13 protein-coding genes are annotated in these 12776 nt (G+C 72.3%); 2 read left to right on the top strand and 11 right to left on the bottom strand.

Annotated features, from left to right (window positions below; translation table 11 throughout):
* Positions 1-76 precede the first annotated feature (76 nt).
* Complete coding sequence (locus ACIQGV_RS20525) at positions 77-2044, bottom strand: AMP-dependent synthetase/ligase (RefSeq protein ID WP_402496486.1); 1968 nt, start codon at positions 2042-2044, stop codon at positions 77-79.
* Positions 2045-2345: 301 nt separating this feature from the next.
* Between ACIQGV_RS20525 and ACIQGV_RS20520 the strand changes: the two genes are divergently transcribed.
* Positions 2346-3200, top strand: a complete 855-nt coding sequence (locus tag ACIQGV_RS20520; protein WP_402496485.1) for a MaoC family dehydratase — start codon at positions 2346-2348, stop codon at positions 3198-3200.
* A gap of 433 nt (positions 3201-3633) precedes the next feature.
* Here the strand turns inward: ACIQGV_RS20520 and ACIQGV_RS20515 are convergent, their stop codons facing one another.
* The 8 genes from ACIQGV_RS20515 to ACIQGV_RS20480 all read right to left on the bottom strand — a co-directional run bounded on the left by ACIQGV_RS20515 (position 3634) and on the right by ACIQGV_RS20480 (position 10103).
* Positions 3634-4275, bottom strand: a complete 642-nt coding sequence (locus tag ACIQGV_RS20515; RefSeq protein ID WP_402496484.1) for a TetR/AcrR family transcriptional regulator — start codon at positions 4273-4275, stop codon at positions 3634-3636.
* A gap of 14 nt (positions 4276-4289) precedes the next feature.
* A complete protein-coding gene (locus ACIQGV_RS20510) occupies positions 4290-4589 on the bottom strand; it encodes a DUF4229 domain-containing protein (RefSeq protein ID WP_402496483.1) in 300 nt (99 codons plus the stop codon).
* Between the two features lie 75 nt (positions 4590-4664).
* Entirely contained in the window at positions 4665-5189 is a 525-nt protein-coding gene (locus ACIQGV_RS20505) for a GNAT family N-acetyltransferase (protein WP_402496482.1), read from the bottom strand.
* 81 nt (positions 5190-5270) lie between these two features.
* Positions 5271-6434, bottom strand: coding sequence for an aminofutalosine synthase MqnE (gene mqnE, locus ACIQGV_RS20500; RefSeq protein WP_402496481.1), 1164 nt, complete (start codon positions 6432-6434; stop codon positions 5271-5273).
* 44 nt (positions 6435-6478) lie between these two features.
* Positions 6479-6934, bottom strand: coding sequence for an Lrp/AsnC family transcriptional regulator (locus ACIQGV_RS20495; RefSeq protein WP_402496480.1), 456 nt, complete (start codon positions 6932-6934; stop codon positions 6479-6481).
* A gap of 53 nt (positions 6935-6987) precedes the next feature.
* The gene (locus ACIQGV_RS20490; RefSeq protein ID WP_402496479.1) at positions 6988-7659 is read right to left on the bottom strand and encodes a UbiX family flavin prenyltransferase; all 672 of its coding nucleotides are present in this window, start codon (positions 7657-7659) and stop codon (positions 6988-6990) included.
* Between the two features lie 93 nt (positions 7660-7752).
* Positions 7753-8655, bottom strand: a complete 903-nt coding sequence (gene mqnP / locus ACIQGV_RS20485; RefSeq protein WP_402496478.1) for a menaquinone biosynthesis prenyltransferase MqnP — start codon at positions 8653-8655, stop codon at positions 7753-7755.
* A complete protein-coding gene (locus tag ACIQGV_RS20480; protein WP_402496477.1) occupies positions 8652-10103 on the bottom strand; it encodes a menaquinone biosynthesis decarboxylase in 1452 nt (483 codons plus the stop codon). Before ACIQGV_RS20480 ends, mqnP begins: the two co-directional genes overlap by 4 nt.
* 192 nt (positions 10104-10295) lie before the next feature.
* Here ACIQGV_RS20480 and ACIQGV_RS20475 point away from each other — a divergent pair, with 192 nt between their 5' ends.
* Entirely contained in the window at positions 10296-10685 is a 390-nt protein-coding gene (locus ACIQGV_RS20475) for a PLD nuclease N-terminal domain-containing protein (RefSeq protein ID WP_402496476.1), read from the top strand.
* A gap of 43 nt (positions 10686-10728) precedes the next feature.
* On the opposite strand, the gene ACIQGV_RS20470 is transcribed toward ACIQGV_RS20475, so the two are convergent.
* Both ACIQGV_RS20470 and sigJ read right to left on the bottom strand, forming a co-directional pair.
* Positions 10729-11349 (bottom strand): hypothetical protein, encoded by a 621-nt coding sequence (locus tag ACIQGV_RS20470; protein WP_402496475.1) that lies wholly within the window; start codon positions 11347-11349, stop codon positions 10729-10731.
* Positions 11350-11773: 424 nt separating this feature from the next.
* Positions 11774-12646: an RNA polymerase sigma factor SigJ gene (sigJ, locus tag ACIQGV_RS20465; RefSeq protein ID WP_402496474.1), complete on the bottom strand. Its 873-nt coding sequence runs from the start codon at positions 12644-12646 to the stop codon at positions 11774-11776.
* Positions 12647-12776: the final 130 nt, after the last annotated feature.

Genomic DNA, 12776 nt, shown 5'->3' with positions numbered 1-12776 from the left:
TCCGTGAGGCGGTCGGTGTTCCACACCTCTGACACGCCTCGCCGCGCCCGTGTGACCGGACCCGGAGTGACCCGCATCACACTCTCCGGGTCTCGTCGTACAGTCCCTCCACCACGTCCGGGAAGTCCCGCAGGATCGCCTGGCGGCGCAGCTTCATGGACGGGGTGAGGTGGCCCGAGAACTCCGTGAAGTCGACGGGCAGGACGGCGAACCGGCGGACGGACTCGGGCCGGGAGACCATACGGTTGGCCTCGTCCACGGCCCGTTGCAGGACCGCTCTCAGCTCGTCGTCGTCCACGAGGAGTTCCGCGGGCACCGGGTGTCTGCCGTTCATCCGGCGCCAGTGCGCGATGCCGTCCATGTCGAGGGTGAACAGGGCGGTGACGTAGGGGCGGCGGTCGCCGACGAGGAGGCAGTGGGAGACCAGCGGGTGGGAGCGCAGCCGGTGCTCCATCGGGGCCGGGGCCACGTTCTTGCCGCCGGAGGTGATCAGGATCTCCTTCTTGCGGCCGGTGATGAGGAGGTAGCCGTCGTCGTCGAGGCGGCCGAGGTCGCCGGTGGGGAACCAGCCGTCCGGTGTCGCCGGGACCACTCCCCCGGCGGCCGGGTCCCAGTAGCCGCGCAGGACCTGGTTCCCGGCCAGCAGGATCTCCCCGTCGGCGGCGATGCGCACCCGGGTGCCCGGCAGCGGCCAGCCGACCGTGCCCAGGCGGGGCCTGAGCGGCGGGGTGACGGTCGCCGCGCCGGTCGTCTCGGTGAGGCCGTAGCCCTCGTAGACGGTGATGCCCGCGCCGTCGAAGAACGCGGCGAGGTCGCGGCCCAGCGGTGAGCCGCCGCAGATGACGTGCCGGACCCGGCCGCCGAGGGCGGCCCGCACCCGCCGGTAGACCAGGGTGTCGTACAGCGCCCGCGCCGCCTTCAGGGCCGCGCCCGGGCCGGGTCCGGTGCCGTGCCGGGCGGCCTCCCGGGCCTCGGCGTAGCGGCGTGCGGTGGCGGCCGCGCGCCCGAACGCGGCGCCCTTGCCCGCGCGTTCGGCGGTGGCGCGGGCGTTGTCGTGGACCTTCTCCAGCATGTACGGGATGGCCAGCAGGAAGGTCGGCCGGAACGAGGCCAGGTCGGCCAGCAGGTCCTCGGAGCTCAGGCTGGGCGCGTGGCCGACCCGCACCCGGGCCCGTACGCAGGCCACCGCGACCATCCGGCCGAAGACGTGCGACAGCGGCAGGAACAGCAGCGTGGCCGGTTCCCCGTCGATCTTCTCCTTGAAGACGGGGTGGAGCAGTTCGACGGCGTTGTCGACCTCGGCGAGGAAGTTGCCGTGGGTGAGGGCGCAGCCCTTGGGCCGGCCGGTGGTGCCGGAGGTGTAGACGAGCGTGGCGAGGGTGTCCGGGCCCAGCACCCCGCGCCGTACGGCCACTTCCTGGTCGGGCACGGGCGTGCCCAGCTCGGCGAGCCGCTCGACGTGCCCCTTGTCGATGGTCCACAGATGGCGCAGGTCGGGCAGATGCCCGAGCTCCGGCCCGAGCGCGGCGGCCTGCTCGGCGGTCTCGGTGATCAGCGCGACCGCGCCGGAGTCCTGGAGGATCCAGCGGGTCTGGAAGACGGAGGAGGTCGGGTAGACCGGCACGGTGACGAGCCCGGCGGCCCAGGCGGCGAAGTCCAGCAGCGTCCACTCGTAGCAGGTGCGTGCCATGACGGCGAGCCGGTCGCCGGGCGCGAGCCCTTCGGAGATCAGCCCTTTGGCGAGGGCCAGCACCTGTGCGGCGAACTCGGCGGCGGTGACGTCCTGCCAGTCTCCGTCGGCGTCCCGGCGGCTGAGGACGCGCCGCGCGGGCTCGGCGCCGGCGTTCTCGAACGGCACGTCGGCCAGCGAGCCGTGCGACACGGGCGGCACCAGCGGCGGTACGGCCGCTTCGCGCACCTCGCCGTCCAGTCGGCGTATCTCGGGCTCCACGAGCACGGGGCCGCCGTCCGGGTCGTACTCCAGGGAGGACTCGGCGGTCGGCTCGGGCAGGGACGGGGACGGGGACGAGTACGAGATCGGCATGTCGGCTCCTGAGACCTGTAGCTGCGTCCTTGCGGGCTGCACGGGGGTACGCGGGATGCACACCGCAGCGTTCAGCGGCGGTGCCCGGCAGCGGGGCTGCGCACGGGGTTACCGGCGGTCAGGTGCGTGATCGTACGGCGCCCTCGTGGGGAGCACGTGCGGGTTCCGGGGGGTTCCGGAGACGGTCCGGGAACGGGCCTGTGCAGTCTCCCCACATCCCCCCTTCGGCGACTTACCTACGGTAACCTTACTCGTGAGTAAGAAGGAAGAGCCGTGCACCGCGAAACCCCCGGAGCCGCCCATGACCGAGGTCGTCCTCACCGGCCCGCCCGCCCTGGCCCCTCTGCTGGCCCGCGGCGCGGTCCGCTCGCCCTTCAAACGGCCCCGCCCCGACGCCGCCTTTCCCCCCGACCGGCTCGTGCTGCGCGGAGTGCGTGCCGATGCGGCGCGGCTCGCCCGCTACGAACGGGTGTGCGGGTTCCCTGCGGGCGCGGACGTGCTGCCGGTGACGTACCCGCAGGTGCTGGCCTTCCCGCTCGCCATGCGGCTGATGAGCGACCCGGTGTTCCCGCTGCCGCTGCTGGGGCTGGTGCACACGTCGATCGCCCTCGCCCGGCACCGGCCGCTCCCGGCGGACGGGGAGTACGAACTCGCCGTGCAGGTGGCGGGACTGGCCCCCCATCACCGCGGCACCGAGGCGACCGTGGTCACGGAGGCGCGGCTGGGCGGGGCGGTGGTCTGGGAGTCGACGAGCACGTATCTCGCGCGGCACACCGGCGGGCAGGGCGGGCCGGATGGGCAGGGCGGGCCGGGCCGGGCCGTGGGGCGGACGGACGCCGGACCGCTGCCCGTCCGGGAGGAGTGGCGCCTGGGCGCGGACGCGGGGCGCCGGTACGCCGCCGCCTCCGGTGACCGCAACCCGATCCATCTGTCCGCGCCCACCGCCCGTCTCTTCGGCTTCCCCAGGACGGTCGCCCACGGCATGTGGACCGCGGCGCGGTGCCTGGCGGCGTTCGGGGCGGCGGAGCGGGTGCGGGTGGAGTTCCGGGCGCCGGTGCTGCTGCCGGGCACGGTGGAGTTCGCCGCCGGGGAGTCGTGCTTCGAGCTGCGGGGCGGGGGGCGGGTGTGTCTGGCGGGGACTGTCCGGGGGTGGTGAGCGTGGTCCCGTGCGGGGCGTCCGCGGCTGTTTCGCGCAGTTTCCCGCGCCCCTGAAGGGTGTCGCCCGAGCGGCGGCGTCGAGAGGGCGGGGGCCGTCGTCGGTCGTATGCCGCGTCGCCGGGTGCGGGACGGCCGGGGCTGATCGCGCAGTTCCCCGCGCCCCTGAAGGGGTGCCCGAGCGGCGGCGTCAGGACGGCGGGGGGCGTCGTCGGTCGCGCCGCGCGTCGCCGGGTGCGGGACGACCGGGGCTGATCGCGCAGTTCTCCGCGCCCCTGAAGGGGTGCCCGAGCGGCGGCGTCAGGACGGCGGGGGGCGTCGTCGGTCGCGCCGCGCGTCGCCGGGTGCGGGACGGCCGGGGCTGATCGCGCAGTTCCCCGCGCCCCTGAAGGGGTGCCCGAGCGGCGGCCTCAGGACGGCGGGGGCCGTGGTGTTCAGTCTCGGGTGGTCCAGGGGCGGCCCTCCATCAGGTCTCCCAGGCCCGACCAGGAGAAGTTCATCAGGGTGCCGGCCACCTGCCGGGCGGTGACGCCCTCCGTGGCGTTGGCCCAGGTGGCGAGGGATTCGGCGGCGCCCACCAGGGCCTCGGCCAGACCGGCCACCTCGTGGTCGGGCAGGTCGGGGTCGCGGTGGACCTCACGGGCGGCGACGGCCAGGAGCTGCGTGACGAAGGTGACGATCCCCTCGCGCAGCCCGGCGACCTCGGCGGCGAAGCGTTCGCCCTGGGTACGGGCCTGGAGGTGGAGGACGGACCACGCGTCCGGGTGCCGCTCGGTGTGGGTGAAGAAGGCCAGCAGGCCGTCCCAGAGCCGGCGGTCGGCGGGCTGGTCCAGGCGGACGGCGTCCCGCACGGCCCGGGTGAGGGCGTCCGCCTCACGGCGGATGACGGCGGAGAAGAGGTCGTCCTTGGAGTTCAGGTACAGATAGACCAACGGCTTGGACACACCCGCGAGTTCCGCGATGTCGTCCATCGAGGCGGCCGCGTACCCGCGCTGTCCGAAGATCCTTACCGCGGCGTCCATCATCTGCTGCTCACGGACGGCACGCGGCATCCGCTTGGTCTTCACAGCTCCCATGGGAGCAAGGGTAGTTACGAAGCCCCCTGCGCACGCGCGGCCTCGTCGACCGCCGCGTCCTCCTGGCCGGCCTCGGCCTCGAACCTGGCCTTGACGCGCTCCACCTTCGGCACGAGCTTCTCCGACGCCCGGTCCCGCTCCTTGCGCAGCGCGACGAAGCTGATGGGCGCCGAGACCACCAGCGCGAGCAGCAGGATCCACATGCCGTTCGAGTCGCCGAGGCCCCGCGGGACGATGCCGAAGTGGACGAGACCCGACACGGCCAGCAGGCAGGCCACGAAGATCCCGAGGCGCATCAGCGTGTACCGGAGCATCTCAATCCACTCTTCCGATTCCAAAAGGGGGCAGCGTCCAGTGAAGCACGGCGGGACCCCGATCTTGTACGGGGGTCAGCCCAGCGGCAGCAGCATGATCACGTCGTCGCGGTCGTCCCCCGGGGCCACACGGATCGCGGCGGGTATCCGGCCGACCTCCTTGTAGCCGCAGGAGCCGTAGAACCGCTCAAGGCCGAGTCCGCCGCGGCAGGTCAGACGGATCGCCTCGATGCCGTCCAGGCCGCGGGCCGCCCGCTCGGCCGCCGCCAGCAGATCACGGCCGTAGCCCTTGCCCTGGTGACCCGGGTGCACCATCACCGTGTACAGCCACACCCAGTGCCGCATCAGCCGGTGGGCGTTGAAGGCGACGAAGGCCGTGGCGGCGACCCGCCCGCCCTCGTCGTGCCCGACGAGCAGCCGGGTCCGGCCCTCCGCCATGGCCGCGAAGTGCCGCAGCAGCTCGGGGCGGACCGTCTCCCTCGTCACCGGCGGCACGAAGCCGACCGCGCCGCCGGCGTTGGAGACGTCCGTCCACAGGTCGAGGATGCCGTCGCGCAGCTCCGGGGTGACGGCCGGATCGAAGGTGAAAGTAAGGGACACCCCGGCATCGTAGCCATTACCCCGCGCGGTGCGCCGCCGCTCTCGGATCGTGGACGGACCCGAGCGGCCCGCGGAACGGGCTCAGAGGCGCATCGGCTGGGGCGACTCGCGGCGCTCCCGGTCCGGCCCCTCGAACTCGCGGATGATCTCGTAGCGCGTGTTCCGCTCCACCGGCCGGAAGCCGGCGTCACGGATCAGGTCCAGCAGGTCGTCACGCGTCAGCTTGTTCGGCGTGCCGTAGTTGTCCGCGTCATGGGTGATCTTGTACTCGACGACCGAGCCGTCCATGTCGTCCGCACCGTGCTGGAGCGCGAGCTGCGCGGTCTGGACGCCGTGCATCACCCAGAAGACCTTGACGTGCGGGACGTTGTCGAACAGCAGACGCGAGACGGCGAAGGTCTTCAGCGCCTCCGCGGGCGTCGCCATCGTGGTCCGCGCCTGGAGACGGTTGCGGATCTTGCCGTCCTGCATGTCGACGAAGTCGTGCTGGTAGCGCAGCGGGATGAAGACCTGGAAACCGCCGGTCTCGTCCTGGAGCTCCCGCAGCCGCAGCACGTGGTCGACCCGGTGCCGGGGCTCCTCGATGTGGCCGTAGAGCATGGTGGAGGGCGTCTTCAGGCCCTTCTCGTGCGCCAGCCGGTGGATACGGGACCAGTCCTCCCAGTGGGTGCGGTGGTCCACGATGTGCTGCCGGACCTCCCAGTCGAAGATCTCCGCGCCACCGCCGGTCAGCGACTCCAGGCCCGCGTCGATCAGCTCGTCGAGGATCTCGGAGGCGGACAGCCCGCTGATCGTCTCGAAGTGGTGGATCTCCGTCGCCGTGAAAGCCTTCAGCGAGACGTCCGGCAGAGCGGCCTTCAGCTCGCGCAGGGAGCGCGGGTAGTACCGCCACGGCAGGTTCGGGTGCAGGCCGTTGACGATGTGCAGCTCGGTGAGGTTCTCCGACTCCATCGACCGGGCCAGCTTCACGGCCTCCTCGATGCGCATCGTGTACGCGTCCTTCTCCCCCGGCTTGCGCTGGAAGGAGCAGTACGCGCAGGAGGCCGTGCACACGTTGGTCATGTTGAGGTGCCGGTTGACGTTGAAGTGGACCACGTCACCGTTCTTGCGGGTCCGCACCTCGTGGGCGAGCCCGCCGAGCCAGGCCAGGTCGTCCGACGCGTACAGCGCGATGCCGTCCTCACGCGTCAGCCGCTCACCGGAGCGGACCTTGTCCTCCAGCTCACGCTTGAGCCCGACGTCCATACCGACACCTCTCTAGAAACAGACAGACCGAGGAAAACCTACGCCTACACCTCTTCCGGAAGCTCACCCACCCGGTTCTCCCACTTCGTGGAGAGCACGATGGTGGTACGGGTCCGGGACACGCCCTTCGTGCCGGACAGCCGCCGGATGGTCTTCTCCAGCCCGTCCACGTCGCTCGCGCGCACCTTGAGCATGAACGAGTCGTCGCCGGCGATGAACCAGCAGTCCTCGATCTCGCCGAAGTCCTTCATCCGGCGGGCCACGTCCTCGTGGTCGGCGGCGTCGGAGAGCGAGATGCCGATCAGGGCGGTGACGCCGAGTCCGAGCGAGGCGGAGTCCACCGTCGCCCGGTAACCGGTGATCACCCCGGCCGCCTCCAGGCGGTTGATGCGGTCCGTGACACTGGGGCCCGACAGGCCGACGAGGCGTCCCAGCTCCGCGTAGGAGGCCCGGCCGTTCTCTCTCAGGGCCTGGATGAGCTGCCTGTCCACCGCGTCCATGCGATCGAAGCCTTCCGAGATAAAGAGTGATGGTCTGAGAGTCCGGGTGCCGGTCAGGAGGGGCGGGCCCCGCCGAGGTCGCCCTTCCACCGGCGGTAGAGGTCGTGCCCGACGCCCGCCGCGTCCAGGACGCGTCCTGCCACGAAGTCCACCAGGTCCTGGATGTGCGTGGCGCCCGCGTAGAAGGCGGGCGAGGCGGGTACGACGGTGGCGCCCGCGTCGTCGAGAGCGACGAGCTGGCGCAGGGTCTGGCCGTTCAGCGGGGTCTCCCGTACGGCCACGACCAGGGTGCGGCGCTCCTTGAGCGTGACGCTCGCCGCGCGCTGGAGCAGGTCCTTCGACAGACCGAGCGCGACACCGGCGACAGCGGCCGTGGAGGCCGGCACGATCAGCATGCCCTTGGCCGGGTACGAGCCCGAGGACGGCCCGGCGGCGAGGTCACCGGCGTTCCAGTACCTCACCCCGGCCAGGTCGACGTCGAAGCTGTCCGGCTTTCCGTCGGCCCCCCGGGCCAGCCATTCCCGCAGGTCGTCGCGCCAGTGGCCGTCCCGGAAGGAGATCCCGGTCTCGTCCAGCAGCGTGAGCCGCGAGGCCCTGCTGACCACGAGATCGACGCTCTCCCCGGCGCCCAGCAGCGCCCGCAGCACGGACGCCGCGTAGGGCGTCCCCGACGCCCCGGACACCCCCACGATCCAAGGTCTGCGCTGCGATTCCCCTGCGTTCACATCTTGAGCGTACCGGTGGGACGACCGTCGCTCAGGCCGGGGCGGCCTCCGCGTCAGGACCGGGCGCACAGGCGGCCCTCGTGCGGGCCGGACTCAGACCGTCAGGCCCCGGTTCAGGAGGTCCAGGAGGGCGCAGACGAACAGGGCGATTCCGATGAAGCCGTTGACCGAGAAGAAGGCACGGTTCAGGCGGGAGAGGTCGTGCGGGCGGACGATGGTGTGCTCGTAGACGAACGCGGCCGCGACGATCAGCAGGCCCAGCCAGAAGAAGGCACCGGCGCCGGTGGCCAGGGCGTACCAGGCGAGCAGGACCGTGGTGACGGCGTGACAGACCCGCGCGCCCCGGATCGCCGCCGGGATGCCGAAGCGCGCCGGGACCGACATGACGCCGGTCTCGCGGTCGGTCTCGACATCCTGGCAGGCGTAGATGAGGTCGAAGCCGCCGATCCAGATGCCGACCGCGAGGCCCAGCAGGACCGCGTCCCAGGACCACTCACCCGAGATCGCCAGCCAGCCGCCCACCGGGCCCATCGCCTGGGCCAGACCCAGGATGGCCTGCGGGAAGTTCGTGAACCTCTTGCCGTACGGGTAGACCACCATCGGGATCACCGCGACCGGCGCGAGCGCCAGGCACAGCGGGTTGAGCAGCGCCGCCGACCCCAGGAAGACCGCCACCGCGATCAGCGCGCCCGTCCAGGCGTGCCGCACGCTCATCGCGCCGGTCACCAGTTCACGGTGGGCCGTGCGCGGGTTCCGCGCGTCGATCTCGCGGTCGATGATCCGGTTCACCGCCATGGCGAACGTCCGCAGCCCGACCATGCAGATCGTGACCAGCAGCAGCTTGCCCCAGTGGATGTTCCTGTCCCACTCGTACATCGCCGTCAGCGCGGCGATGTAGGCGAAGGGAAGCGCGAAGACCGAGTGCTCGATCATCACCAGGCGCAGGAAGGCGCGTGTCCTGCCGGGCTGGGGCACCGCGGCGGCGGAGGCGCTCACAGTCCGTACTCCTTCCAACGCCGTGTCACCCGTTCGGCCGTGTCCGGGTCCGACTCGACCATCTCCGGCCAGCCGCCGTCGCGGGTGTAGCCCTCCTCGGGCCACTTGCGCGTCGCGTCGATGCCCGCCTTGCCTCCCCAGAACTGCTGGTAGGAGGCGTGGTCGAGGTGGTCGACCGGGCCCTCGACGACGGTGAGGTCACGGGCGTAGTCCGTGTTCCCCAGCGCCCGCCAGGCGACCTCGTGCAGATCGTGGACGTCGCAGTCGGCGTCCACGACCACGATCAGCTTGGTCAGGGACATCATGTGCGCGCCCCACACGGCGTGCATGACCTTCTGCGCGTGCTTGGGGTACTTCTTGTCGATCGAGACGATCGCGCAGTTGTGGAAGCCGCCGGCCTCGGGCAGGTGGTAGTCCACGATGTCCGGGACGATGATCTTCAGCAGCGGGAGGAAGAAGCGCTCCGTCGCCCTGCCGAGCGGGCCGTCCTCCGTCGGGGGCCGGCCGACCACGATCGACTGGAGCAGCGGGCGCCGCCGCATCGTCACACAGTCGATCTTCAGTGCGGGGAACGGCTCCTGCGGGGTGTAGAAGCCGGTGTGGTCGCCGAAGGGCCCTTCCGGCAGCATCTCGCCGGGCTCCAGCCACCCCTCCAGCACGACCTCCGCCTGCGCGGGCACCTGGAGCGGGACCGTCTTGCAGTCGACCATCTCGATCCGCTTGCCCGAGACGAAGCCGGCGAAGAGGTACTCGTCGATGTCGCCGGGCAGCGGGGCCGTGGAGGCGTAGGTCACGGCGGGCGGGCAGCCGAAGGCGATGGCGACCGGGAGCCGCTCCCCGCGCCGCGCCGCGGCCTGGTAGTGGTTGCGGCTGTCCTTGTGGATCTGCCAGTGCATGCCGATGGTGCGCCGGTCGTGGCGCTGGAGGCGGTACAGCCCGAGGTTGCGGACGCCCGTCTCCGGGTCCTTGGTGTGGGTCAGGCCCAGGTTGAAGAAGGAGCCGCCGTCCTGCGGCCAGGTGAAGAGGGCGGGCAGCAGGTCCAGGTCGACCTCGTCGCCGCGCAGGACGACCTCCTGGACCGGGGCCTCCTTGACCTTGCGGGGCGGCACGTGCGTCATCGAGCCGAGCTTGCCGAACGCCTCGCGCACCCCGACGAACCCGTGGGGCAGCTCCGGCTTGAGCAGGCCGCCGATCTTCCCGCTGATCTCGTCGTACGACTTCAGGCCCAGGGCCTTCAGCAGACGGCGGTCGGTGCCGAAGACGTTCATCGCGAGGGGCATCGAGGAGCCCTTCACGTTCTCGAAGAGCAGCGCCGGACCACCCGCCTTGTTGACCCGGTCGACGATCTCCCCGACCTCCAGGTACGGGTCGACCTCCACCTTGATGCGCTTCAGGTCTCCCTCACGCTCCAGTGCCCTGAGCAGGGAGCGAAGATCGTCGTAAGCCATGGGGTCAAGTATCCGACAAGGGGGTCGGTCCACCCGTCACCGGGTGCCCGTGGCCGGGTCGCCCTCCTTCACCGGAGTGGATAGTTCCGGGTGTTTCGTCCCGCGAGTTTCCTCGTCACCGCCCGCCCGCTAACCTGACCGGCGTCACGGGGCCCGGCACGGGCCCGCACCGTTTCCAGGGGGCTGCCGCACATGCTCAGGCTGCTGATGTACCTCGTGCCGCTGGCGCTGACGATCTTCGCGTTCATCGACTGCCTGAACACGCCCGAGGACGAGGCCCGCCACCTGCCGAAGATCGCCTGGGTGTTCATCATCCTGCTCTTCTGGATCGTCGGCCCGATCGCCTGGCTCGCCGCGGGCAAGGTCCGCACGCCCCCCGCGAACGGCCGCACCCCCTCGGAGTGGCACCGCAACCACCGCGCGCAGTTCGTCGCCCCCGACGACAACCCCGAGTTCCTCAAGTCCCTCGCCGAGGAGAACAAGAAGGACGAGTCCCTGCTCAAGGACTGGGAGGCGGACCTGCGCCGCCGCGAGGAGGAGCTGCGCCGCAAGGAGCGCGGCGAGGAGCCGAAGGGCGAGTGAGGGAGCCGCGGCCGCCGTACGCGGGCCCGCCGACGGGGCCCGGTCAGTCGAGGCGGGCCTGCTCCACGTGCTCGACCCTGATGTGCCCGGCGCCGAACTCGTCCTCGATCAGCGGCCGTGCGGTGTCCGGGTCGTCGACGCCGACCCTGACGTATCCGCGCTCGTCGACGCCGACCTCGCGCAGCTGGAAGGCGCCGTCCCAGCGGCTCATGTCCGCGCCGATCCGGCCGGCCAGGGCGTCGAGTTCGGTGCGGTTGGTGTCGGTGGTGTGCAGGCGGACCCTGACGCCCTTCTCGGCGGCGCCGCACACGGCGGTGTCGAAGGCGGCTGACGGGATCCGCCACACGTCGGCGGCGTTGCGGTCCTCGTCGACGGCGAGTCCGGTGTAGACGTCCGCGTGCCGGCCGGCGGCCAGTTCGCCGATCCGCGCGAGCGTCCGGTACAGCGGGGTGTCCTCGCTGCCGCCCCCGCCGCCGTCCGGTGCCGCGCCGCCGGGCCCGACGCCGACGCATTCCCGCAGGCCGTCCGCCGACGGGGCCGGGTCCCGGGGTGCCACCCGCACTCCCCCGCCGCTCTGTCCCTCCCGGGTCGCGTCGACCCAGACCGCGAGCGCGACCACGGCCGCGGCCGAGGCGGCCCCCGCCGCCAGAGTGCCGTACTTCATGAGCCCCTCCGTCCGTTGCTCCCGGGACTGTGACGCGGGAGGGGCACGAAACGTTGTGCGCGCGGCCGTCACGGCTCGCGCGGCGCCGGCTCCGGCAGTCCGCGGAGGCACGCGTCGGACCCGGTCCGGCACGGACGGCCGATCCGATCCGGTCCGGCGCGGACGGACGGCCCGGCACGGACGGCCGACCCGGCACGGACGGACGGCCCGGGACAGACGGACGGCCGGCACGGACGGACGGCCGGCACGGACGGCCGGCACGGACGGCCGGCACGGACGGACGGCACGGACGGACGGCACGGACGGACGGCACGGACGGACGGCACGGACGGACGGCACGGACGGACGGCACGGACGGACGGCACGGACGGACGGTACGGACGGGTGGTACGGACGGGTGGTACGGACGGGTGGCGGCCGCCGGTCAGGGATTCCACGCCCGGAGCTTGTCGGGGTTGCGGATCGCCCAGATGCGGTCGATGCGGCCGTCGTCCGTGAAGCCGAACGCCGTCACGCTCACGGTGACGCCCTCGTGCCGGGCGACGAGGCCGGGCACGCCGTTGACCGTCCGTTCCTCCAGCGTCAGGCCCGCGGTCGCGGGGGCCATGCCGGCGAGGAACCGGACGATGCGTTCTGCGCCCTCGACCGGGCGCAGGGCGGCGCGGACCCGGCCGCCGCCGTCGGCGGTCATCACGGCACCGGGATCGAGGAGGCCGACGAGGGCCCCGATGTCCTTCGCCTCCCACGCCTGTCTGAAGTCCCGCACGATCCCGGCGGTCCGACGGGTCGCCGGGACCGCCGCGGCGCGGGCGTCGCGCACCCGCAGGCGGCCCGAGGAAGCCAGCTGGCGGCAGGCGGCGGGGGTACGGCCGAGGATCCCGGCGACCTCGGCGAAGGGATAGCCGAAGACGTCGTGGAGGACGAACGCCACCCGCTCGGCGGGCGTCATCGACTCCAGGACGACGAGGAAGGCCAGGTTCACCGACTCGTCCAGGGTGATCCGGTCGGCGGGGTCGCCGTCGCCCTGCGCCCGGTCGGGCAGCGGCTCGGGCAGCCACTCGCCGACGTACGCCTCGCGCCGTACCCGCGCCGAGCCCAGCAGGTCCAGGCAGATGCGCCCGGCGACCCGGGTCAGCCAGGCGCCCGGCGAGGCGATGGCCTCCTGCTCCGGCGGCGACATCGCGTACCAGCGGGCGTACGCCTCCTGCACGGCGTCCTCGGCCTCGGTCAGCGAACCGAGCAGCCGGTACGCGACATTCACCAGCTGACGCCGCTCCGCGACGACCGCGCTCACCATCGTCCCCTCGCCCCCTGTCCCCCGCCCCGGCCCCCGGGCTGTGACGTCCGCCACCCGGCCTGACATCTGCCGGGCCTGTGTCGTCGGACCACCGAGACAGTACCGATCACCGCCCCCGCACGGAGAAGAG

Source organism: Streptomyces sp. NPDC093094 (assembly GCF_044754345.1).
Lineage (GTDB): Bacteria > Actinomycetota > Actinomycetes > Streptomycetales > Streptomycetaceae > Streptomyces.
Note: the sequence above shows the minus strand (reverse complement) of the source record. Positions and strands in the feature narration are given on the sequence as shown.